Annotated in this window: 17 protein-coding genes; 14 read left to right on the top strand and 3 right to left on the bottom strand. The window is 64.7% G+C overall.

What is annotated here, in order from left to right; all coding sequences use genetic code 11:
* Positions 1-522 precede the first annotated feature (522 nt).
* The gene (locus tag BMYO_RS02315; protein WP_094666966.1) at positions 523-1,521 is read right to left on the bottom strand and encodes an aggregation-promoting factor C-terminal-like domain-containing protein; all 999 of its coding nucleotides are present in this window, start codon (positions 1,519-1,521) and stop codon (positions 523-525) included.
* Between the two features lie 293 nt (positions 1,522-1,814).
* Positions 1,815-2,186 carry a thioredoxin gene (gene trxA / locus BMYO_RS02310; protein ID WP_094666965.1) on the bottom strand — a complete coding sequence of 124 codons (372 nt, stop codon included), beginning with the start codon at positions 2,184-2,186 and terminating at the stop codon, positions 1,815-1,817.
* Positions 2,187-2,409: 223 nt separating this feature from the next.
* Between trxA and BMYO_RS02305 the strand changes: the two genes are divergently transcribed.
* The 11 genes from BMYO_RS02305 to BMYO_RS02250 all read left to right on the top strand — a co-directional run bounded on the left by BMYO_RS02305 (position 2,410) and on the right by BMYO_RS02250 (position 17,709).
* Positions 2,410-3,042 (top strand): NUDIX hydrolase family protein, encoded by a 633-nt coding sequence (locus tag BMYO_RS02305; RefSeq protein WP_094666964.1) that lies wholly within the window; start codon positions 2,410-2,412, stop codon positions 3,040-3,042.
* 73 nt (positions 3,043-3,115) lie between these two features.
* Entirely contained in the window at positions 3,116-3,964 is an 849-nt protein-coding gene (locus BMYO_RS02300; protein WP_094666963.1) for an alpha/beta fold hydrolase, read from the top strand.
* Between the two features lie 131 nt (positions 3,965-4,095).
* On the top strand, positions 4,096-5,199 hold the full coding sequence (nudC, locus tag BMYO_RS02295) for an NAD(+) diphosphatase (protein ID WP_094666962.1): 1,104 nt from the start codon (positions 4,096-4,098) through the stop codon (positions 5,197-5,199).
* A gap of 82 nt (positions 5,200-5,281) precedes the next feature.
* The gene (gene gcvH / locus BMYO_RS02290; protein WP_094666961.1) at positions 5,282-5,686 is read left to right on the top strand and encodes a glycine cleavage system protein GcvH; all 405 of its coding nucleotides are present in this window, start codon (positions 5,282-5,284) and stop codon (positions 5,684-5,686) included.
* A 244-nt stretch (positions 5,687-5,930) separates the two neighbouring features.
* A complete protein-coding gene (locus tag BMYO_RS02285; RefSeq protein ID WP_169834017.1) occupies positions 5,931-7,181 on the top strand; it encodes an App1 family protein in 1,251 nt (416 codons plus the stop codon).
* A 99-nt stretch (positions 7,182-7,280) separates the two neighbouring features.
* Positions 7,281-9,737, top strand: a complete 2,457-nt coding sequence (locus BMYO_RS02280; RefSeq protein WP_094667067.1) for a S9 family peptidase — start codon at positions 7,281-7,283, stop codon at positions 9,735-9,737.
* A gap of 123 nt (positions 9,738-9,860) precedes the next feature.
* Positions 9,861-10,892 carry a 3-isopropylmalate dehydrogenase gene (locus BMYO_RS02275; protein ID WP_094666959.1) on the top strand — a complete coding sequence of 344 codons (1,032 nt, stop codon included), beginning with the start codon at positions 9,861-9,863 and terminating at the stop codon, positions 10,890-10,892.
* 612 nt (positions 10,893-11,504) lie between these two features.
* Entirely contained in the window at positions 11,505-12,743 is a 1,239-nt protein-coding gene (locus BMYO_RS11995) for a lipoate--protein ligase family protein (protein ID WP_420807282.1), read from the top strand.
* A 109-nt stretch (positions 12,744-12,852) separates the two neighbouring features.
* Positions 12,853-13,572 (top strand): Crp/Fnr family transcriptional regulator, encoded by a 720-nt coding sequence (locus BMYO_RS02260; RefSeq protein WP_094666957.1) that lies wholly within the window; start codon positions 12,853-12,855, stop codon positions 13,570-13,572.
* Positions 13,573-13,814: 242 nt separating this feature from the next.
* Positions 13,815-16,163: a transglycosylase domain-containing protein gene (locus BMYO_RS02255; RefSeq protein WP_094666956.1), complete on the top strand. Its 2,349-nt coding sequence runs from the start codon at positions 13,815-13,817 to the stop codon at positions 16,161-16,163.
* A gap of 193 nt (positions 16,164-16,356) precedes the next feature.
* Entirely contained in the window at positions 16,357-17,709 is a 1,353-nt protein-coding gene (locus BMYO_RS02250) for an NADH:flavin oxidoreductase/NADH oxidase (protein ID WP_169834016.1), read from the top strand.
* A 209-nt stretch (positions 17,710-17,918) separates the two neighbouring features.
* Here the strand turns inward: BMYO_RS02250 and BMYO_RS02245 are convergent, their stop codons facing one another.
* Positions 17,919-19,067 (bottom strand): quinone-dependent dihydroorotate dehydrogenase, encoded by a 1,149-nt coding sequence (locus tag BMYO_RS02245; protein WP_094666955.1) that lies wholly within the window; start codon positions 19,065-19,067, stop codon positions 17,919-17,921.
* A gap of 592 nt (positions 19,068-19,659) precedes the next feature.
* Here BMYO_RS02245 and BMYO_RS02235 point away from each other — a divergent pair.
* The 3 genes from BMYO_RS02235 (at position 19,660) to galK (ending at position 23,090) form a co-directional block, all read left to right on the top strand.
* On the top strand, positions 19,660-20,463 hold the full coding sequence (locus BMYO_RS02235; RefSeq protein WP_094666953.1) for a DeoR/GlpR family DNA-binding transcription regulator: 804 nt from the start codon (positions 19,660-19,662) through the stop codon (positions 20,461-20,463).
* Between the two features lie 5 nt (positions 20,464-20,468).
* Complete coding sequence (gene galT / locus BMYO_RS02230; RefSeq protein ID WP_094666952.1) at positions 20,469-21,719, top strand: galactose-1-phosphate uridylyltransferase; 1,251 nt, start codon at positions 20,469-20,471, stop codon at positions 21,717-21,719.
* Positions 21,720-21,839: 120 nt separating this feature from the next.
* Positions 21,840-23,090, top strand: coding sequence for a galactokinase (gene galK, locus BMYO_RS02225; protein ID WP_094666951.1), 1,251 nt, complete (start codon positions 21,840-21,842; stop codon positions 23,088-23,090).
* Positions 23,091-23,403: the final 313 nt, after the last annotated feature.

Raw genomic sequence — 23,403 nt, 5'->3', positions numbered from 1 at the left:
GTGGTGATGACGATGCCGGAATCCGCAAACCATGGCGTGATGCCGTGAACGGCTCGGCGTCGGTGGTGTGTTCCATGCGTTTGATTATCACGGCGCAGTTGTGTGTTCCTGCGCAATACCCCCTACTATACATGCCCCCGTACGACGATATACGGGGTGATTCGGTGGATGAAAGGGGGTGTGGATGAGTGTGAGCGGTAACATTGATTGCCGCTCTGTGGCTCCGAACGGCATGAGGTACCCGGAAACCGTTGCATTAGTTGACTTTTGGTAATTTGCCGCAGGATGCATGCGATACATGCCTTGCCGTGAGGGGCGCCGACACGCCGAATGGTGCATGACGGCAGCGCGCGGCGTGATTCCGGGACGCATTGCCGGTATGCACCGATGGATAACGGTGCGCGGACGGGAATCACCGATATTCCGCAATATCGCGTGCGATGCCGGCGAGGCAACTGCCGGCAGATCAGCCAGCGCTGATCAGCGCAAATCGACGCAGCCCAATACCAAAGGTGGCAACAATCAGTAGCTCTTGTAGGTGAGCCAGTAGTTGTAGGCCGCCGTGATGCCGCCGTAACGCTGGTTGCAGTAATCGATGAACCACTTGAACTGCGTCTGGTAGTTCGTCTGCCAATCGGCGCCCGCCGAGGCCATCTTGCTGCCCGGATACGCCTGTGCGAGGCCATATGCGCCGGAGGAGGGGTTGGTGGCGGTCGGGCTCCAGCCGGATTCGTGGCTGATGATGTAGTTCGCGGCCGTGAAGTCCTCTTCGGAGTAGCCATTGGCCAGCAGATAGTCATGCGCCCAGGACTGGATCTCACCGGCCGGCGTAGTGGTGCCCAACGCGCCGCCGGCCGGGCTGGTGGCATCCGAGCCGGTGCCTACCAGGATTACCTTGTCGACCGGGGCCTTCTTGACCCACGAGGCGAACACGTTGGAGGAGACGACCTTGCCGCCGGCGCGCGTGACCAGCGCCGTGGTCTCCATCACGCCGTTCTCACCCTCGGTCTCCACCTTTTCCTGACCCTTAGGCAGGCTTGAGGTCTCCTTGCGCACCTCGTTGAAGGCGATCGGAGTATCGCTGGTCTCCACATTGGCGCCTGCGCGGTCGATGGTGATCACCGTGGCTTCGGTGACCTTGGTCTTGAGCGACGGGCTCACCGCATCGTTCGGGTCAAGGGTGATGTTGCCGGTCTCCAGCACATCCTTGACGGTGGTCATGTTCTGCTTCTCACCGAGCACCGTGCGCGGATCGCCATTGATCTTCACGGTGACGAAGGTGGTGTTCTTGTCCGCGCTGCCGATGGCGCCGCGGGTCGCGGAACGCGAGGCGGCGGAGTCGGTGGCCGAGAACGCGGTGACATTGGAGTATGACTGCGGCGCCTCGTTCTGGTAGAAGTTGCGGGAGACCACGCCTGCGGCTGCGATGAGACCGACTGCCGCGACCACTGCCGCGATTCTGGTCCACTGGCGTTTGCTCAGGGACTGCAGCAACGGGGTATGCCTGACGTGCTTCGACATTATGCTCCTTGGTCGGCCATCAACGGTCGTGGTTCACACTGCACACCATGATAAGGCGGCGCGTGGATGAACGGAAATCAACGAATATACGGCAACCGCCATATGTAGTCGCCGTGAAATCATGCGGACACTACATATGGCGGTTGATGGGGATTGGCGGTGATTGGCGCGGAATCAGGGTCTGCGCCCGCGCCTTGCTTCCCCTGCGCCCGCATCCTGCGCCCGAGCGGCGGTCGAATATCCCCGACCGTATGTCTTTGTCGCCGGGGCGGCCGGTACGGCCAAGGCTGGAATCAGTTCTGCTGGGCTGCCGCGGCCTGAGCCTTGGCCGCCGCCAGGTCGAGGGCCTTGGCCTGGGCGATGAGATCGTCCAGATCGGCGGCCTGCAGCGCGCCGGCCTGCTGGAAGATGACCTCGCCCTGCTTGGCGATCATCAGCGTGGGCACGGCCTGGATGCCCGCGGCCTGCGCCAGATCCTGGTTGGCGTCGATGTCGACCTTGACGAAGGCGATGTCCTTGTTCTCCGGATTGTCGGACGCGGCCTCGAAGATTGGGCCGAACGCGCGGCACGGTCCGCACCATGTGGCCCAGAAGTCCACGAACACAATCTCGTTGTCGGTGATGGTCTGCTCGAACTCGGCTGAGGTGATGGCCTTGGTTGCCATGATGTCTTCCTCCTGCTTTCCCAACTTCAGCTGTATAAGAATTGAATGGTATGGAACCTTCCAACCAACAGCTTTCCAGCACCACCCAACATTTTGCCGGGAATGAACCGGTGCAGGCGGCGCCGTGCCTAGGGCTCGTCGGCTGCCGCCATGCGGGAGCCACGTCGGGAAATATTCGGGATACATCCACCTGCCTCCCCGCTTTCGCGCGATAATGGGAGGCATGCCAGTCATGAATGACGAAGTGCCCGACGAGGGCGACTACGACGCGGGCCGCAACCGCGGCGAATTCGACAACATCACGCCCGAGGACTTCATCCACGGCGGCGGGTCCGGCCACGGCAACCCTCCGGGATGGCTCGGGCCGGCGGACATCAACCGCGCACGTCACCAGATGCCAATCGCCTATGTGGAGATCGTCCCGGTGCGTACGGACGACATGGGCCGCATCTCGCAGGTGGGTTCGCTGCTGCGCGTCTCGGACGACGGCTCGATCGAACGCACGCTGATCACCGGCCGCGTGCTGTTCCATGAGTCGCTGCGCGAGGCCATCGCCCGCAACGTGGCCAAGGATCTGGGCGACATCGCGCTGCCGATACTGCCCGCCTCGCTCCAGCCGTTCACAGTGGCCGAATTCTTCCCCACGCCGGGCCTGAGCGAGTACTACGACCCCCGCCAGCACGCCATCGCGCTGTGCTACGTGGTCGCGATCGCCGGCGACTGCAAGCCGCAGGATGAGACGCTGGACGTGGAATGGGTGGCGCCCAAGAGCGACATGATGGAGACGTTCATAGACCAAATGGTCAACGGGCACGGCCGGATCGTCCGTCAGGCGCTGGCTTGGGCCGGCGCGTAGGGCGTGGCGATACGCCTGGCGATGCGTAAATGCGTGAATTGACGAACGACGAGTGGTGAAGGAGCAAGGAACCATGGCAATCGAATTGGCCAATCATATCTACCGCGAGGGCGAAGGCGTGCCGGTGGTGCTGATGAACGCCTACCCGGTGGATCACCGCATGTGGGACGTGTGCGCGAAGGCGCTCGCCGACTTCGCCGATCTGGACGACGTGCCGCCCTTCCCGATCTGGGCGCCGGACATGGCCGGCTCGGGTGCGTCCCCGGTGCCGAGCGAGGCCGATTCCGGCCCCCGCATGGCCAACGGCGCGTATAGCGAGGCGTTGGACCGACTGGCCGGGGCGTATGTCGATCTGGTGAAGTCCGCCGGCTACGACCAGGCCATCTGGGTGGGCCTGTCGATGGGAGGATACGTGGCGATGGACATCCAGCGCCTCTACCCGCAGTCCGTGGCCGGGCTAGCCCTGTGCGACACGATGGCCGCCTCCGACGGCGTGGGCGGCGAAGGCCGTCTGGCCATGGCGAACGCCGCCGAAGAGACCGATTCCGTGGAACCGGTGATGCACTTCGCACGTCCGTCCGAGGGTGATTCCACGGTGAAGCGCACCCCCGAATTCATCAGGACGATGACGGACTGGATCGGCGAACAAAGCCCGGCCGGTCTGGCATGGCGACAGCGCATGACCTACGGCCGCCCCGAGATGGGCGACGTGCCCGCCACCATCACCGCGCCCACGGCCGTGGTCTCCGGCAAACTGGACCCCACCAGCAATCCGAGCGTGATGAAGCCGTTGGCCGACAAGATCCCCGGCGCCACGTTCACGGCCATCCCGGATTGCGGTCATTTCAGCGCCGTCGAGCATCCGGACACCGTGGCTCGCGCGCTGCTGGCGCTGGTCCGGCGCGTCCAGGCCAGGGGCTGAGGCCCGACAAGCGAATAATCGCGGGCGTTTGAGCGTATTCGAAAGCGCGCGATCATTCGCAGGCAGCGCCGTGACCCGCTGCGTCATGGCTGTAATGATTGCGTCATGGTTGCGTCATGAAGGAGTTTCGTATGACCGCTGACATTCATTTCTCGCCGCTCGCCCTGACGCGGGCCCTGCCGTTCCTGCCGCTGGCGCAGGGCGACATCGATTATCAGGTGGACCGCCGCAGCGAGCCCGGGCTTATCGGGCAGCTGCTGGCCGACCCCAACACCAAGGTGATTCTCACGCGCGGCGGCCGCATCGCGGTGCCCCGTGGCCAGGGCGAGCTGGTGGACTACGAGTCCGTCAAGATGCGCCTCGCCACGCTGCCCGGCGCCTACGTGTCCGCCGAGCTGGAACGCCAGCCGGAAGCGGTGGCCATGTTCCTCGGCTCCTACGGCGGCGTGCGCGGCGAATGCGTCGTCGCCGTGGACATCACGCGCGTGCCGGTCGCGGGCAAGACCAGCGCCTCCGACTCGGCCGGTCAGGGCGCGGACGACGCCTTCGACGACAGCGTGGACGACGGCGGTCGTTCGGCCGCGAAACCCACTCTGCTGCAGGAAGCCGTAGGACGGTTCGATTGGGTAGACCTGCGCGGTTTCGCACCCCACGCCAATGCGCGCGAGGCCGGACAAGCCACCAGCGCCGTCACCCTGAGCATCTGGCACACCCGTCAGCGGTTCTGCCCCACCTGCGGCGCGCCGGCCGAAACCGCGCTCGCCGGCTGGGCCCAGCGCTGCACCAGTGAGGCGGACGGCAACCGTGTGCTGTTCCCGCGCGTGGAACCGGCGGTGATCACCGCCATCGTGGACGGGCAGGACCGTCTGCTGCTCCAGCACAACGCCGCGTGGAAGGACAGCCGGCTGTATTCGGTGTCCGCGGGATTCGTGGAGGCGGGGGAGAACCTTGAGCACGCCTGCCGCCGCGAGGCCCTGGAGGAGACGGGCATCCGGCTCGGCGAGGTGCGCTACCTCGGCTCCCAGCCCTGGCCGTTCCCGGCCTCGCTGATGATGGCGTTCAAGGCCCACGCCATGACCACCGACGTGCATGTGGACGGCGAGGAGACCGTGACTGCACGCTGGGTCACGCGAGACGAATACACCGCCGAACTCATCTCCGGCCGCATGGCGGCGCCCGGCAAGGCCACCATCGCCCGCTACATGATCGAGGAGTGGCTCGGCCGCGAACTGTAGGCGGCGTGCACCCGGAATCATGCGCCGGAAAGCGCGCGGCGGGCGCGTGCGGGGCCGGACGATATGGGTTAGTCTGGTATCCATGAACGAAGACGACAACGAACAGCCATTGAACCTCGACATCCCCGACCATCTCGAGTACTCCGAGGAACATGTGTGGGTGGACCGTTCGGTCGACCCCGCGATCATCGGCATCACCGAATACGCCGCCGACCAGCTCGGCGAACTGGTGTTCGTGGACATGCCCGAACCCGGCTCCCGCGTGGAGGCCGGTGACGAAGTGGTGGAGCTGGAATCCTCCAAGGCCGTCCAGCCGCTCATCAGCCCCGTGGCCGGCACTGTCCGGTACGTCAATCATGACGTGGCCGACGATCCATCCGTCGTCAACGGCGACCCGTACGGCGAAGGCTGGATACTGAAGATCGAGCTCGATGATGACGAGCCCGAGCTGCTGAGCGCCGACGAATACGCCAAGATCGTCAAGTAGCGTCGTCCGCATCCCCGCGTCGGAGATCCGCCGCCGCAGCCAACGTCCTCGGCCCCGTTTCGTGGGGCCGGCTCCCCGGGCGGGGAGGGCGTGGCATGACCGGCGGGCCTGACGCGGGGCACCGGATACCGGCAAAGCTGTGCCGGCAGTGGCGCCGGCAGTGGCTACACCGCAATGGCCAAACTGGTGATTTAAGGGTTTTCCCTGAGCCTTCTCATAAGCCCCATGTCCTACTATGGGGCTTATGAGAAGCCCACGTGAGGATTTTGAAGCGGCCGACCGACGGCTAAGGCATCAGGCGCGGCCCGATTTCGACGACATGCCCACCGTGCCCATTCCCGCGCGCAAGGCCGTCACCACCTTCGATGCCGCGTCCAAGCGCGAGCGCATCGAATTCAAACCGTTCACCACACGTCTCATCCGTCGCACGATCACCGGAGTGTTCGGCGCCTGGTCCCGCATCTCCACCGCCGTGGTGCGTCACCTCGGCTGGTATCCGCGTGTCGAGCCATATGTCGGCTACGGCACCGGCGACTACTCGCGGCTCATCTGCCGCACGGTATACGCCCCCGAACGCGCACAGTCCGGCGTGCTGAGCCGTGGCATCCGTGGGATGCTCGCGGTGCCGGCCCCGCGCACGCATGTTCAGGCGAGCATCGACGGCGTGCCGCTCAACACCGTGCAAGTGGGCGTTTCCGAAACCTATGACAAGGTCGATTCATCGCAGATCCGGAGCGTGGAATACGCCGTCTCCGACTCGGCCGGCTACCTCGACCTGGTGGCCGAGCACCGGCTGACCCCCGGCATCCACCGGGTCTTCTACACGGTGGGCCGGCGCAAGCCCGTGGGCGCGAACCTGTACACCATCCCGGCCAGCGCCAAGGTGGGCATCATCTCCGACGTGGACGACACCATCATGATCACCCAGGCGCCGGTGTTCTGGAAGGCCGCCTATAATCTGCTGTTCCTCGATCCCAAGAAAAAGGCCTCCGTGCCGGGCATGAGCGTGCTGTTCGCCCGTATCGCCGACCTGTTCCCGGGCGCGCCGTTCTTTTACCTGTCGACCTCGCCGTGGAATGTGGAGAGTTCGATTCGCCACTTCATCACCGACCACGGTTTCCCGGAGGGGCCGCTGCTGCTGCGCGACCTCGACCCCCGGCCCAAGACCTTCGTACCCACCGGCCCCCAGCACAAGCTCGAGTTCGCCGAGCAGCTCATGGCCGACTTCCCGGACATGAAGTTCATCCTCGTGGGCGACGACGGTCAGAAGGACCCCACCACGTATGCCACCATCGTCCGCCGGTATCCCGGTCGTGTGCTGGCGATCGCCATCCGGCAGCTCAGCCCGCGCGAGACCCCCGGACTGGCCTCGGTGGCCGGCATGACCTCCACCCAGCCGATTCCGGTCACGGATGTGCCGGTCTTCACCGGCACCACGGGGGCGAATCTGCTCAAAACGATGATTCCGTATCTCAAGACCCATCTGGAACAGTGAGCGTCCGGCCGCCCAGCGGCTGACCGTCGGCCACCCATCGGCCGCACGGGGCCGCACGGATGGCCCGCGATGCCGGGAGCCACGCCTATAATCGCCTCCATGACTGAAAGCATGAACGAGACGGCCGCGATGCCGCCGGTGGCCAAACGCGAGCCCACACGCCGGGAATTCCACGGCGATGTGTTCGAGGACGATTACGAATGGTTGCGTGACAAGGAGTCCGCGGCGGTCCAGGACTACGTGGCCGCGGAGAACCGCTACTGCGACCGGCGCATGGCGCATTTGGAGGGCTTCCGGCACACGCTGTTCGAGGAGCTCAAGGCGCATGTGGAGGAGACCGACATGTCGGTGCCCACGCGCGTCAACGACTACTGGTATTTCACCCGCACCCAACAGGGCAAGCAGTACGGCGTGCAGTGCCGCATGCCCGTGCGCGGCGCCGACGATTGGGACCCGCCCGTAGTCGATCCGCAGGGCGCGCCTGGTTCCATGCCCGGCGAACAGATCGTCTTCGACGCGAACGTCGAATCCGAGGGGCATGACTTCTTCCGCCTCGGCGGCTTGGACCTGAGCCATGACGGCCGGTGGCTGTTGTACGGCGTGGACGTGAAGGGCGACGAGCGCTACGACTTCCGCATCCGCGACCTCGCATCCCGCACCGAGGACGGTGGTCCGGTCGAGCTGCCCGAGCGGTTCGACGGTATCGGGGGCGCGTCCTTCACCCCCGACGGCAAGTGGGTGTTCTGGGTCGAACTGGATGATTCCTGGCGTCCCTGCGCGATTTGGCGTCATCAGGTGGGCACGCCGACGGATGCGGACGTGTGCGTGTACCGCGAGCAGGACGAACGGTTCTGGGTGGGTGTCGGCATCAGCTTCGACGAACGCAGCATCGTCATCGGCACCGGCTCCAAAACCACCACCGAAGTGCTCATGCTGCCGGTGACGACCCCGGAAGGCGAGTTCCAGGCGTTCATCCCCCGGCAGCAGGACGTCGAATACGACGTGAGCTTCGCCTGCTTCGAGGGCGCGGGGGAGCACGGCGAGGACGTGCCGCTCGCCGTCGTCTATCACAACGCCTCCAATCCGAACTTCGAGATCGACGTCATCGACATGCGAGACCATGAGCCGCCGTATCGGCTGGGCGAAGGCGTGTGCGTGGCCGCAGGCTCACCCTACGGATGCGAACACGGCGAGCCGGACCGTCCGATCACCGAGGCCTACTTCGATCCCGTCAACCCGGCTATCCTGCAGGGGGCGCACGGACTGGGCATCGAGGGCATTGGGCTGCACCGCCATTTCGTCACCCTGAGCTACCGGTCGGACGGTCAGGCGCATGTGGCGTACATGACCAAGACCGATGCCGCCGCCGATTTCCTGGCCGAGCGGCCCTGGAGGTTCGTCGAACTGCTGCCGCCGCCGCTCGAGAACGACTGGGACATGGTCGCCGCCGATCGAGCCGACGAGACCGGCGACCACGGCGAGACGTTGTGGACGGGGGCTGACGGTGTGCGCCCCGCCGACCACACCTCCTCCTCGGACGGCGCCAGCGACGACCATCTGCCTGGCGAGACCCGACGGCTCTACACCATCGGCACCGGCGGCAACCCGTCCTATGACGCGCCGCGCATGCGCTACTCCTTCGCCAGCTACACCCGTCCCGGCGAGCTGCATGAGATCGACCCGGTCACCGGGCAGGACACGCTGCTCAAACGAGCCACCGTTCTAGGCGACTTCGACCCGCGCGATTACATGGAGCGGCGGGTGTGGATCACCGCACGGGACGGCGAACGCATCCCGGTCTCGCTGGTGTGGCACCGGGACTTCCCCGCGCAGGATTCCCCGATGTTCATCACCGGATACGGTGCGTACGAGATTTCCTCGGACCCGGGCTTCTCGGTCTCGCGTTTGAGCATGCTCGATCGTGGCGTGCTGTACGCCGTGCCTCATATCCGCGGCGGCGGCGAAATGGGCCGTGCCTGGTACGAACAGGGACGGCGGCTCAACAAGAAGCATTCGTTCGAGGACTTCGTGGACGCCACGCGCGCGCTTGAGGAGGCCCATCTGGCCGATCCCCGGCGCACGGTGGCCAACGGCGGCTCGGCCGGAGGCCTGCTCATGGGCGCGGTGGCGAACATGGCGCCCGAATGCTACGCCGGCATCGAGGCGGATGTGCCGTTCGTGGACGCGCTCACCTCGATACTCGATCCGGACCTGCCGTTGACCGTGACCGAATGGGACGAGTGGGGCGATCCGCTGCACGACCCCGAGGTGTACCGGTACATGAAGTCGTACACGCCGTATGAGAACGCGCCGCTCACCGTGGCCGACGCCGCGGATTTCCCGCGCATCTTCATCACCACGTCGATGAACGACACGCGCGTGCTGTACGTCGAGCCGCTCAAATGGCTGGCCCGGCTGCAGGCCGCCGGCGTGGACGCTGTGGCCAAGATCGAGGTCGAGGCTGGTCATGGCGGTATCTCCGGACGGTACAAGCAGTGGGAGGAGGTCTCCTACGAGAACGCCTGGTGCATGGACGTGATGCATCTGGCGCGGTAGCCCTCGCGCCTCGACTCGTCGCCTGTATTCCCGGCTCCGCGTGTGATAGGAGCCGGGGTGGCGTGTCCACCAGCTGAGCGGATGATAACCGGCTTGTGGGCGCGCGAGTACGCTCCAGAAGCTATGGCAAAGACATATAAAATCGCCGTCATCCCCGGCGACGGCATTGGCAAGGAAGTCACCCCGTGGGCGCAGAAGGCCTTGGAAAAGGCCGCTCAGGGCGTGGCTGATTTCGAATACGAGCACTTCGACTTGGGCGCCGAGCGCTATCTGCGCGACGGTGCCATCCTCCCCGAAGAGGAAGAGGAGCGCATCAAGGCCAACGACGCGATTCTGCTCGGCGCCGTGGGCGACCCGCGTATCAAGGCCGGCATCCTCGAGCGCGGTCTGCTCCTGAAGCTCCGCTTCGATCTGGACCAGTACGTGAACCTGCGTCCCTCCAAGCTGTACAAGGGCGTGACCTCGCCGCTCGCCAACCCGGGCGACATCGACTTCGTGGTGGTGCGCGAGGGCACCGAAGGCCTGTACTGCGGCGCCGGCGGAGCGGTCCGTCGCGGCACCCCACAGGAGGTGGCCACCGAGGTGTCCATCAACACCGCGTATGGCGTGGAGCGCGTGGTGCGCTACGCGTTCAAGCTGGCCATGAAGCGCCGCAAGCACGTCACGCTCGTGCACAAGAAGAACGTGCTGATCAACGCCGGCGACATGTGGCAGCGCATCGTGGATAAGGTGGCCGAGGAATACCCGGAGGTCTCCCACGACTACCTGCACATCGACGCGACCACCATCTTCCTGGTGTCCGACCCGTCCCGCTTCGACGTGATCCTCACGGACAACCTCTTCGGCGACATCATCACCGATGAGGCCGGCGCAGTGGTGGGCGGCGTGGGCTACTCCGCCTCCGGCTGCATCAACGCCTCCGACGAGTATCCGTCCATGTTCGAGCCGATTCATGGCTCCGCGCCGGACATCGCCGGACAGAACAAGGCCAACCCGACCGCCGCCATCCTCTCCGCCGCGATGCTGCTCGAACACCTCGGGTTCGACGATGCGGCCAAGAAGATCCACGCCGCGGTCGAGGCGGACATCGCCGAGCTCGGCTCCACGGTCCGCAGCACTGACGAGGTCGGCCGCGACATCCTCGCCCGCATCTGAGCGTCCGAGCGAGGTCTGCGCGACGTCTGTGGAGGTTCGCACAAGCATCCACGGGGCTCAAGTGGGACGAAACGTAACTTTCAACGGTCATAGTGTTACGTTTCGTCCCACTTTTTATAGGTAAAACGGGACGAAACGTAACATGGCATCGTCGCTGACTTACGTTTCGTCCCACGCAACGACGTCGCGGGCGCCCGGGTCGATGATTTGCCGATGATCAATCCCGGGAAGCGGGTTGATGATCAATCACCATCCCGGGGATTGGGTTATGGTGATGGAATGAGCGGGATGATCGGACGCGGCGAATACAAGACTCCGGGCGGCAAACTGGTGGCGGTGACCGTGGTGCTGGCTGATTACGCCATGGCGGATGGTGCCGCAGCAGATGGTGCTGTGGCTGATGATGCCGCGGCGAATGGCACCGCAGTTGGTGGGGTCGTTGCTGATGGCACCATGACGGATGGACCCACGGCTGGTGGGACCGTAGCTGGTGGCACCGTGGCTGACAATGCCGCGGCGAATAGCGATGATATCGCGCGCGGTGCCGGCGCCCGCGTCGGTACTCCAGTCGGTGCCGTCGTGGAATCCTGCCGCGTGGACGGCGATTTCTTTGTGGAAGCGGCGTCGGATGCCGAATCCGAGGCGCTGCTGCATGACATCGAACTGGCCTTGGTTCACGGTCGCCCGGTTCGAGCTGCGTTGGACGCCCATCCCGATGCCCGTCTGGTCGGCACCGATGCCGACGCTATCGAAACCGCCTACGAGCGCGCTCTTGCCGGACTTCACGCCGGCGGCACAGAGCAATCGGATGACTCCCGGAAGTATCGAGGCGAATCCATCAGGAGGCTGTGCGGGGAGTCGGTTCGGCATCGGCAGCCTGTGCAGGAAAGGGCCTCCGTCAATCCGTCACAGGGGGATTCCGTCGCTCTTTTCGAGCGGAACTCGCCGGACGCGGTCGCCGATTCGTCACAGGGGGATTCCCCGGACGTCGCGCCGGGCCAAGCCGGGGGATTGGGCCATACCGGGGAATGCAATCCCAAGGGATTGGGCCATACCGAGGGGTGTCATCCCGAGGAATACCGCGCCCGCTGGGATTCGCTGCGGCGGAATCTCGTCGTGGTCCATGACACCCCGCGCATGCCCGCCGAACAGATGGCGATTGACGAGACCTGGGCGCGCGAGGTCGCGGCGGGGGAACGCCGCCCCACCTTGCGTCTGTGGGAGTGGGCGGGGCCCGCGGTGGTGATCGGACGGTTCCAGTCCGCCCCGGACGAGGTCAATCTGGACGTCGCCGAACGATACGGCTTTGATGTGGTGCGGCGCTGCACCGGCGGCGGGGCGATGTTCATCGAACCCGGCAACACCATCACCTATTCCCTGTATGCGCCGCTGGATTTCGTACGGGGCGTCAGCATCGAGGAGTCGTACCGGCTGTGCGATTGGTGGCTGGTCGAATCCCTGCGCGGACTGGGACTGGACGTGCGGTTCGCCGGACTCAACGACATCGCCTCGCAATACGGCAAGATCGGCGGCGCGGCACAGCGACGATTCCCGGTCGATACGGGTAGGGCCGGCGCGGCAGCGGTGACGGCAGACGTCGATGCCAGAGGCTCTGCCGAGGATGCCGGTAGCGGTTTCGGGCGCGGGCGCGGCGCGGGCGCGGTGCTGCACCATGTGACCATGGCGTACGACATCGATGCGGCGAAGATGGGCGCCGTGCTCAACACCAGTCGTGAGAAGATGTCCGACAAGGCGGTGAAGTCGGCGGTCAAACGCGTTGACCCGCTCAGAAGCCAGACCGGACTGAGTCGCGAGGCGATCATCGACCATTTGCTGGCATGGTTCGCGTGACCTTGCACCGCAGGGTGAACGTCTCGGGAGAAACCAGCGACGGCGCGCTACAATATGACGGACGGCCGAAGACGGCCCTGGATCCCGGAGTGAAGGCAAGGATGGTGTAATGAGCTTGAATACGCCCAATGCGTTTGCCGACGAGGAGAACATCCTGTTGCACACGGCGCTGTTCAAGCAGGTGTCACCCACCGAAGCCGAGGAGCTGTTGCCGCATCTGCGGCGTGCGGCATACGACAAGGGCGATTACATCTTCTCCGAGGGCGACACCGACCACCGTATGTACCTGCTCGAACAGGGGCGGGTGAAACTGATTCGCACGTCGTCCGACGATCGTGTGCAGCTGCTGTCCATCCATGCGCCCGGTGAGGTGCTGGGCGAGATTCCGGTGTTCGACCCGCACGGCGGCCCGCGCACCGCCTCGGCGGTGGCCATGAGTCACGGCACCCGCGTGGCCTGGCTCGAGCATGACGCCCTGTTCGCATGGCTGGACGAGCATCCCCGCGTGGCCATCGACATGCTGCAGGTCATGGCCAACCGCCAGCGCGCCAACAACGAGCGGATCTCCGATCTGGTGTTCATGGACGTGCCCGCACGTCTGGCCAAGACGTTGCTCAATCTCGGTTCGCGATTCGGTGAGCCGGTGGAGCAGGGACTCAAGGTCCCGCACGATCTGACGCAGGAGGAGCTCGCGCAGCTGGTGGGATCGAGTCGCGAGACGGTGAATAAGGCGCTCATGGACTTCTCGAACCGTGGCTGGATCGCGCGCGACGGACGCTCCATCATCATCTTCCAGCCCGGCATGCTCATCCGGCGCTCGCGGCGATAGCATCGCGGCATAGCGGTTTGTTTCGTCATTGTCTGAGCGGTGTTGGCTCCCTCTGATGAGATGGGCTGGCAGTGAAGCTGACTGGGGAAGAGACAGATATTAGTGAGACGGATCACTAAGCCCTCCGCGACATATTCGGCGGATATTCAGCGAATCTTACGCTAGTGCGGTTCTTGTGATGATATGCCCGCGCCCGTGGTGGTGGCGGGCGGTTGGTAGGGCGGCCCCTTTAGAATGGCCGCATGCCCAAAAAGAAGTCCCTCACCGTCCATCGTGTGCTCATTCTCCTTCTGGCCTACGTCATGCTCGCCGTCTCCGGCGGCGTGGCGGCCAGCGTGTTGTTCGTGCCGGGCGTGTTCGCCGCCAACAACGCGGCCAAGGCCGTGATCCCCTCGCTCAAGGTGGAGAACGTGGACTTCGATGTGACCAGTCTGCCGCAGAAATCCATCATGTATGCGAACGATGGCAAGACCGTGATCGCCACCTTCTACAACCAGAACCGCATCGTGGTGCCGCTGAGCAAGATCTCCAAGACCATGCAGCAGGCGGTGGTGGCGCGTGAGGACCGTCGATTCTGGACCCACTCGGGCGTGGACGTGCAGGGCGTCATGCGCGCCTTCGTGCAGACCTATCTGCTTGACCGTGACCAGCAGGGCGGTTCCTCGCTCACCCAGCAGTACGTCAAGAACGTGCTGCTCATGCAGGCCATCGAGGACGACGACCCGATCGCCCAGTACCACGCCACCGAAGACACCATCGCCCGCAAGGTGCGCGAGATGCTCATCTCGGTGCAGATGGAGAAGAAGTACTCCAAGCCCGAAATCCTGCAGGGCTACCTCAACATCGCCCAGTTCGGCGTGAACACGTATGGCGTCGAGACCGCCGCGCAGCGATACTTCAGCGTCTCCGCCGCGGACCTCAATGTGGTGCAGTCGGCCACCATCGCGGCCATCACCAAGAACCCGAGCCAGTTCGACCCGCTCATCGAGGCCAACCAAAAGGCAAGCCAGAACCAGCGCGACACCGTGCTCAAGCTCATGCTCGATCAGCAGTTCATCACCCAGAAGCAGTATGACGAGGCAGTCAACACCCCGCTCAAGGACACGCTCAAGCCCCAAAGCGTCAACGTGGGCTGCCAGGACACCGGCGACTACGCCTTCTTCTGCGATTTCGTGGTCCACCGTATCCAGAACTCCAAGGAATTCGGCAAGACCCGCGCCGAACGCAGCAAGCTGCTGCAGGAGGGCGGCCTGAAGATCGTGACCACACTGGATGTGGATGCCAACGCGCAGATGATGGAGGCCGCGCGCAACGCCATCGCTCCCAACGATTCGAGCGGCATGGAAATCGCGATGGCTTCGGTCAAACCGGGCACCGGCGAGGTGCTGGGCTTCGGTCTGAACCGTTACTACGACGCCACCTCTGCGGCCGATAGCGATCCGACCAAGTCCGGCCAGAACTTCGCCGTTGATTTGGCGGACGGCGGCGGCTCCGGATGGACCATCGGCTCGTCCTGGAAGCCGATCAACCTCATCGCGTGGATGGAGTCCGGCCATTCGATCAATGACAACCTCCAGACCACCACGAACTATCCGACCACCGACTTCGCCTGCGACCGATACTCCGGCGGCGCCGACTCCTGGTCCGTCCAGAACGCGTTGGGCGCCGGCACCGTGAACCCGGAAAGCCCGTTCCTCGGTCTGGTCCGCTCCCACAACACCACACAAGCCACGATGGGCACCATCATGAAGCTGTGCAAGGTGGCGGACACGGCCACCGAAGTGGGCTACCATGATGCCGCCACCGGCGAGACCATCGACAAGACCTCGCAGTTCACGCCGTCCATGATGATCGGCTCGGTCAACGTCTCCCCGCTCACCATGGCCAGCATCTACGCCGTGTACGCCTCCAACGGCGTGCAGTGCAACCCGATCGCGCTGAAGAAGGTCACCGACCGTGATGGCAACGATCTCAAGGTGCCGTCCGCCAACTGCCATCAGGCCGTGGACAAGGACATCATCCAGACGCTCGCCTACACGCTGAACCAAGGCGTGGTCAGGGCCGACGGTGCCGGCGGCACGTTCCAGCTCAACAACGGGCGCAAGTCCTTCGGTAAGACCGGTACCAGCGACGATCTCGCCATCTCCGGCGGCTCGTTCATCCCGAACCAGATCGCCACGTTCGCCGTGGCCGGCGACGCGCAGAACCCGTACTCCAACCGCATGTCGAACATGACCATCAACGGCGTGTACGCCAATGTCTGGGATGGTTCGATGATTCCGGCGCCTGCCGTGCGCAACTTCCTGAACGCCTATGCGGACAAGAAGCAGCTGCCGATAGACAACGACTATGGAACGCCGGTCTCGAAGTACACGACCACCGGCAAGTACTACGGCATCGGCGGCCGCGCGTACACCGTGCCGCAGCAGTCCACGAACAACAACCAGTCCACCACGCAGGGGCAGGGCCAGAATCAGACCGAGAGCCAGGGCAACCAGACCGGAGGCACCACGACGACTCCGGAAGCCAACCAGAACGGCAATCAGAATCAGACCCAGAACCAGGGCGGGCAGACCAACAGCGGTCAGTGACGGACTGCCGGGTACCGGCTGATTCGTTCGCCGGGCAGTCGGTCCGGGAATGGCCGGCCCATGACCATTCGGTTGTGGTCCTGCCGTAATTACGTAGTTAACGGGCGTGCGTCTCTTCAGACGGCGCCCGTTCTACAATATTGAGGGATTGCATGGAACCGGGCCGCGGGGACGGCCACGATGAAGGGGAGCGATGAGCGATACCACTCACGACGAATTGACACACGAGAATTTTGATTTCCGGGGATTCGATCTGCCGGATCTCAAGGCGGTGACTTTGAACGCGGCGAATGCGTCGGGCAAGGGGCCGAAAGGCTCCGGACCGGATGGCGCCAACGGTGACACGATCGGCGGAGCCGGCAAAGCCGGCAAGAGCAAGGGCGGGAATTCGAAGAAGAGCGAGAAAGGCGGAAAGGCCGTGGCCAAGGAGAAAAACGAGAAGAACGGCGTTGACAAGAAGAGCCGTCCGGGACTGTTCACACCGATGGAACTGCGCGGGATCACCGTGCGCAACCGCATCTGGCTGCCGCCGATGTGCACCTATTCGGTGTTCGCGCGCGACGGCAGGCCCACGCCCTTCCACTACCAGCATTACGTCTCCCGCGCGTTCGGTGGGTTCGGCATGATCATCGCCGAGGCGACCGCCGTGGCACCGGAGGGACGTATCTCCCCGTGCGATACGGGTCTATGGGAGGACGGTCAGATCGATGCATGGCGCTGGATCGTGGACGGCATCCGCGAAGCCGGCGCGGTGCCGGCCATCCAGCTCAACCACGCCGGACGCAAGGCTTCGACCGGCTGCTTCGCGTTGGGGTACGAAGGCCAGAGCGTGCCTGAGGAGGCGGGCGGCTGGCCCACGGTGGCGCCTTCGCCGATTGCGTTCGGCGGGCTGGCCACGCCTCGTGCCTTGTCCGTGGACGAGGTCCATGGCATTGTCGGAGCCTTCGCCGCGGCCGCCGGCCGTGCGGTGACGGCCGGATTCCAGGCCATCCAGATCCATGCGGCCCATGGATACCTGATTTCGCAATTCCTCGACCCGCTGTGCAACGAGCGCGACGACGAATATGGCGGCGGTCTGACCGGCCGCTCCCGCTTCCTCATCGAAGTGGTGGACGCCGTGCGCGGTGTGGTGCCGGAGGATATGCCGGTGCTGGTGCGCGTCTCCGCGACCGACTGGGCCGCAGGCGGTTGGGATCTCGACCAGACGATCGCACTGGCCAAGGTGCTCAAGAACCATGGCGTCGATCTGGTGGACGTCTCCACCGGTGGCATCGTGGCGGGCGTGTCCATTCCGGTCAAGCCCGAGTATCAGGTGCCGTTCTCGGAGCAGGTGCGACTCAAGGCCGAGGTGCCGGTCACCGCGGTGGGACTCATCACCAAGCCGAAGGAAGCGGCCAAGGTGCTCTCGCGCGGCAAGGCGGATGCCGTGGAGATCGGCCGCGCCGGCCTGCGCGACCCGTTCTGGCCGTTGCGCGCCGCCAACAAGCTGGGCGTGCCCGTCACCGAGGCCCCGTATGCGCCGCAATACGTGCGCGGCGCGTTCTGAGCGGTGTTGCGAGGTGAAGTGAATGACGTGACGATGAGGGCTCTTTTGGTGCTTCATCGTGGGGCGTAGATAGTTGAGGGGAGCTATGGGTGTTGGCCCGTGGCTCCCCTCAGTCAGCTTTGCTGACGGCTCCCCTCGGGGAGAGAGCCGCTGTGTGGGGAGGCTTGTCTTTGTTCGTCGGGTCTCCTCGGGGAGAGAGCCGCTCTGTCTTATGCGTCTACACCGACGGCGTCGGATACGTGCTCGAAGCCGTCACGGCGCAGGAGCTGCGCGAGGCCGCGCTTCAGTACCGTGATCTGCTGCGGGCCGCGGTACATCAGCGAGCTGATGAACATGACCAGATCCGCACCGGCACGAATCTTGGCGTAGGCCTGCTCCGGGGTGAAGACGCCGCCGATGCCGGCGATCGCGAACCGGTCGCCGAATTCGTGGCGCACGCGACGGACCAGTTCGGTGCTTGCCGTCGAGCACGGTCCGCCGGAGAGTCCGCCCTCCCAATCGCGCGGAATCTCGAGGCCCGTGCGGTCCTTCTGCAGATTGGCTAGGGACACGCCCTGCACATTGTGCTCGGTGAGCACGTCAAGCAGCTCACGGTATTCCGGCCACGGCTTGTTGAGCGGCATTTTGACCAGCGTCGGCTGCGGACGGTCGATTTTGTCCAATGCGGTGAACAGGCGGTCCAGATTCTCCGGGCTGGCCGTGAACGGCTCGCCGACATGCGTGTTCGGGCAGGAGACGTTCACCTCCACCATCGCGGTGCGGCCGGCAGCCCGGCGCATGGAGATGCAGTAGTCCTCGATGCCCTCGTCCAGATCGCCGCACAGCTCATCGTTGGTGCGTGCGATGGAGACGGACACCTGCATCTGCCGGGCCTGCGTCCAAGCCTGCTCGGCGCGGGCGATGACCTTGTCGGAACCGATGTTGGCGAGTCCGACATGCACCATCATCGAATCGTATTCGGGCAGACGATGGAACCACGGCTTGGGGTTGCCGGGGCAGGGGCGCGACGTGGTCGACCCCACGGTCTCGAAGCCGAAGCCTGCGTTATCCAGCAGCACCGGCATCTCGCAGTTCTTGTCCAATCCCGCCGACAGGCCGAACGGATTGGTGAAGTCCACGCCCATCACCTGCGTCTCGAGGATCGGGTCTGTGTAGTCGAGCATCGTGCGCTCGGCCCACAGCAGCGGCGGCATGTGCTTGACCACGCTGCAGAACGTGATCATCTGGTCATGCGCCTCGTCGGGGCGGTGGTTGAACACGAAGTTCGGCTTGATGATGTGCTTGTAGCCGAAGGTGAAGAGGTCCGTGGTGGCTTTGTTGACGGCATCATGCCAGAAACTTTGCGAAACGTAGGTCATGGTTCCATTGTCTCACGGGCCCGTCGCCCTCGGTAGGGGTGGGGCCGTCAGATGGGCGGAGGCAAGGGCGTGCACAATGCCGCCGTGTCCATGAGAAGCGTGGAACAGTGCGGCGGATTGTTTGGCGGCCTCCGGGAATGCCGCCGCGTCCGTGAGAAGCATGGACGCGGCGGTCGGGTGGAGTCTAAGGCGGACGCTCGTTAGGTTACTTTGTGCGGTTTCCTGCTTGGTCCTTCTGCGTGCCTGCATATCCTCGTCGTCGGGCGTTGCCGGGGTGTAGCCCACCTTGTCTTCATCGCCCCAAACATGCGTGCCCGTTGCGCCCTCGTCGCCGGGGTGTCGGGGTGTCAGGGCGTCGGGGTGGCATAGGAGGGGCGTGAGAAGGCGCATGACGACAGCCGACTGCCGAACCAACGACGACCGGGCCGATACGTAGTTTCACGACCGAGAATGTGAGATTTTGCGCGGTTTGGCGGTGGTGAGGTGGCAAAACTACCGAAATGGGCGCCAAAAGCTTCATAACGTCGGAAATTTGTCCTCAAAACGATCAGTTCGGTTTGGTTTGTGAGCTTTTGTGTGCGATAATGTTCGTATGATTTCGTCACAACGTCAGCACCTGATCCTGAGCAGGCTGCGCACGCGAGGTGCCGTGCGCATCACCGCGCTCTCGAAGGAGCTGGGGGTGTCAGCGATGACCATTCGCCGAGACATCGCCGAGCTTGCGGACAAAGGTCTGCTCAAGCGCGTCCATGGCGGTGCCGTGACCACCAGTACCTTGTTGAGCGAGCCATTGTTCTCCGTCAAGTCCCAGATGGACATCGGCCTCAAGGACGCCATCGCGCAGGAGGCCGTCCGATACGTGGCCCCCGGCGACGTGATCGCCATCGGCGGCGGCACCACGGCGTATGTCTTCGCCCAGCATCTGCTTGAATCGCAGCAGTCCAGCGGCATCACCATCCTCACAAACTCGATTCCGGTGGCCGAACTGGTCCAGGCCCTCGAATCGAAGGACGTCGAGGTGATCGTCACCGGCGGCGTGATCACCCGCTCGAATTCGCTCGTCGGGCCGATCGCGGACAAGGTCGTCGCCTCGCTGCGCGTGAACACCGTCTTCCTCGGCACCCATTCGGTGTCGATTCCCCGTGGCTTCCTCATGCCGAACTCGCTGGAGGCCGCAACCGATATGGCGATGATGGACATCGCCGATCGCACCATAGTTTTGACCGATCACACCAAGTGGAGCTGCACGTCGTTGTCGTTGTTCGCGCGCTTCGATCAGGTCGACACGGTCATCACCGACGACGGGCTCGATTCCGATTCCGCCGCCAAAACCAAGGATTTGGTCAAGGAACTCGTGCTGGCCCACCAGAGCGAGACCAATGAGGAAAGTGAGTGACACCCATGGCTGATTTCGCCAACTACACCCCTGGGGAGTATGCGAAGGAGCACATCCGCATCACGCCGACGACGCTTGCCGACGGCCGTGATTTCTTCTACCTGGACGACGACCCCGAGTACGTCTCCGGCGCCAAGACCCGCGAGCTCAAGGATCCGCGTCCGCTGGCCTACCGCTTCGCGCCGCATCTGGATGCCGACGGCAACGAAGTGCCGTACGCCGCCCCGCAGATGCGCCGCGACCCGCTGACCGGCGACTGGATTCCGATGGCGACCGCCCGCATGAACCGCCCGATCACCGCCGGCCCCGGCGCCACCGCCAAGGGCAACCCGCTGGCCGCCCGCAAGCCCGGCGACCCCTACCAGGACGGCGAGGTGCCGGACACCGACTACAACGTGGTCGTGTTCGAGAACCGTTTCCCCTCGATGGTGCGCGTGCCCGGCGAGGACGACTCCACGAAGTTCGTGAACGGCAACCAGCTGTGGGAGCAGAAGCCCGCCGCCGGCCGCTGCGAGGTCATCTGCTTCGACCCGAACGAGGACGGTCTGCCGGCCGACCTGCCGGTCTCCCGCCTGCGCACGGTGGTCGAGGCCTGGGCCTTCCGCACCGCTGAGATCTCCAAGATGGACGGCATCGAGCAGATCTTCCCGTTCGAGAACCACGGCGCTGAGATCGGCGTCTCGCTGGCCCACCCGCACGGCCAGGTCTACTGCTACCCGTTCATCGCCCCCAAGATGGAGAAGGAGCTGCAGCACACCGAGGCCTACCACGAGAAGACCGGCGGCAACCTCCTCAAGGACATCATGAACGCCGAGCTCGAGGCCGAGGAGCGCGTGATCATGCGCAACCACAGCTGGGTCGCCTACGTGCCGGCCGCCGCCCGCTGGCCTCTCGAGGTCCACGTCGCCCCGGTGCGCGACGTGCTCACCCTCGACCAGCTCAACGACGACGAGCGTTGGGACCTCGCCTCGATGTACTCGCACCTGCTCAAGCGCGGCAACGCCTTCTTCGACAAGGGCGACGGCAAGGGCATGGACCTGCCGTACATCGCCGCCTGGCATCAGGCTCCAATCCACGACCCGCGCCGCGAGAACTACCGCCTGAACCTGCAGTTCTTCTCCTTCCGTCGTGCCGCCAACAAGATCAAGTACCTCGCCGGCTCCGAGTCCGGCATGGCCGCCTGGATCTCCGACACCACCCCGGAACTCATCGCCAAGCGCTTCCACGAGCTCGGCGACGTGGACATCGCCGACTGAATCCAGTTCTCTCCTCTCCCCTCTGCCCGCCTAGCGTCTGGCTCCCCTCCCTGAGGGGAGCTGCCGGGCGAAGCCGGCTGAGGGGAGCCTAAGCAATTGCGTACAGAAAGAAAAACATCAATGACTGCTGTTGAATTCATCGAACCGATCTCCCATCAGGCTGGTGTGGAACAGGCCACGGCGCTGTTCGCCAAGACCTATGGCGTCCAGCCCGAAGGCGTCTGGGCCGCTCCGGGCCGTGTGAACCTCATCGGCGAGCACACCGACTACAACGCCGGCCTCTGCCTGCCGATCGCACTGCCACATCGCACGTTCATCGCCCTGAGCCCGCGTGAGGACACCAAGGTGCGTGTCGTCTCCGACGTCGCCCCGGACAAGGTCGCCGAAGCCGAGCTGCAAGACCTGCAGGCCCGTGGCGTGGACGGCTGGTCCGCATACCCGACCGGCGTGGCATGGGCGCTGCGCGAGGCCGGCTTCGACAAGGTCAAGGGCTTCGACGCCGCGTTCGTCTCCTGCGTGCCGCTCGGCTCGGGCCTGAGCTCCTCCGCCGCGATGACCTGCTCCACCGCTTTGGCTCTTGACGACGTGTACGGCCTCGGCTACGGTGCCTCTGACGCCGGCCGCGTGACCCTCATCAACGCCGCCATCAAGTCCGAGAACGAGATGGCCGGCGCCTCCACCGGTGGCCTCGACCAGAACGCCTCGATGCGCTGCACCGCCGGCCATGCGCTGCTGCTCGACTGCCGTCCGGAACTCACCCCGCTGGAGAACGTCTCCCAGCAGGAATTCGACCTCGACAAGTACGGCCTCGAGCTGCTCGTGGTCGACACCCAGGCCCCGCACCAGCTCAACGATGGCCAGTACGCCCAGCGGCGCGCCACCTGCGAGCAGGCCGCGAAGATCCTCGGCGTGGCCAACCTGCGCGTCACCGCCGACGGCATCTCCAAGTCCGATGATCCGTTCCAGGCGCTGAAGGAGACGCTGGACGCCCTGCCGGACGAGACCATGAAGAAGCGCGTGCGCCATGTGGTCACCGAGATTGAGCGTGTGCGCTCCTTCGTCCGCGCCTTCGCGAACGGCGACATCGAGGCTGCCGGCCGTCTGTTCAACGCCTCCCATGATTCGCTCGCTGCGGATTACGAAGTCACCGTGCCCGAGCTCGACGTGGCTGTGGCCGTGGCCCGCAAGAACGGCGCCTACGGTGCGCGTATGACGGGCGGCGGCTTCGGCGGCTCCATCATCGCGCTGGTCGACAAGGGTCGCAGCCACGAGGTCGCCCAGGCCATCGCCGACGAATTCGAAAAGCAGGGCTTCCACGCGCCGAGGGCGTTGGCCGCTGTAGCGGCTGCATCGGCGTCGCGCGAGGCGTGACGTCAATTCAGCCGAGGAGAGCCCAGTGGGCTCTCCGGCTACAGCGGCCGAGGGTGAGCCGATAGGCGAACCCGAGGTGATATTGAGTCGGCCGTAGGCCGTCCTTAATTGCAGGACTGCGGTCGCGGCATCTCACCTACGGGCAGTCCACTGGACTGTCCGTTTGACGGTTTGGCACGCGAAGCGTGACAAGAGCCGACGGCGCGTTGGACAGTCCAGTGGACTGTCCAACGACCGCGGCCGAGACAAGCCGATAGGCGAGTCGAGGTGGCATTGAGTCGGCCGTAGGCCGTCCTTAATTGCAGGACTGCGG

Origin of the sequence: Bifidobacterium myosotis (genome assembly GCF_002259745.1) — a bacterium.
GTDB lineage: Bacteria > Actinomycetota > Actinomycetes > Actinomycetales > Bifidobacteriaceae > Bifidobacterium > Bifidobacterium myosotis.
This window is presented reverse-complemented; position numbering and strand designations above follow the sequence as displayed.

Coding starts and splice junctions, on each gene's coding strand:
- galT (WP_094666952.1), top strand. CDS start 20,469: ATGGCTGATTTCGCCAACTACACCCCTGGGGAGTATGCGAAGGAGCAC.
- BMYO_RS02245 (WP_094666955.1), bottom strand. CDS start 19,067: ATGACCTACGTTTCGCAAAGTTTCTGGCATGATGCCGTCAACAAAGCC.
- nudC (WP_094666962.1), top strand. CDS start 4,096: ATGACCGCTGACATTCATTTCTCGCCGCTCGCCCTGACGCGGGCCCTG.
- BMYO_RS02250 (WP_169834016.1), top strand. CDS start 16,357: ATGAGCGATACCACTCACGACGAATTGACACACGAGAATTTTGATTTC.
- BMYO_RS02300 (WP_094666963.1), top strand. CDS start 3,116: ATGGCAATCGAATTGGCCAATCATATCTACCGCGAGGGCGAAGGCGTG.
- BMYO_RS02285 (WP_169834017.1), top strand. CDS start 5,931: ATGAGAAGCCCACGTGAGGATTTTGAAGCGGCCGACCGACGGCTAAGG.
- BMYO_RS02260 (WP_094666957.1), top strand. CDS start 12,853: ATGAGCTTGAATACGCCCAATGCGTTTGCCGACGAGGAGAACATCCTG.
- BMYO_RS02235 (WP_094666953.1), top strand. CDS start 19,660: ATGATTTCGTCACAACGTCAGCACCTGATCCTGAGCAGGCTGCGCACG.
- galK (WP_094666951.1), top strand. CDS start 21,840: ATGACTGCTGTTGAATTCATCGAACCGATCTCCCATCAGGCTGGTGTG.
- BMYO_RS02315 (WP_094666966.1), bottom strand. CDS start 1,521: ATGTCGAAGCACGTCAGGCATACCCCGTTGCTGCAGTCCCTGAGCAAA.
- BMYO_RS02280 (WP_094667067.1), top strand. CDS start 7,281: ATGACTGAAAGCATGAACGAGACGGCCGCGATGCCGCCGGTGGCCAAA.
- trxA (WP_094666965.1), bottom strand. CDS start 2,186: ATGGCAACCAAGGCCATCACCTCAGCCGAGTTCGAGCAGACCATCACC.
- BMYO_RS02255 (WP_094666956.1), top strand. CDS start 13,815: ATGCCCAAAAAGAAGTCCCTCACCGTCCATCGTGTGCTCATTCTCCTT.
- gcvH (WP_094666961.1), top strand. CDS start 5,282: ATGAACGAAGACGACAACGAACAGCCATTGAACCTCGACATCCCCGAC.
- BMYO_RS02275 (WP_094666959.1), top strand. CDS start 9,861: ATGGCAAAGACATATAAAATCGCCGTCATCCCCGGCGACGGCATTGGC.
- BMYO_RS02305 (WP_094666964.1), top strand. CDS start 2,410: ATGCCAGTCATGAATGACGAAGTGCCCGACGAGGGCGACTACGACGCG.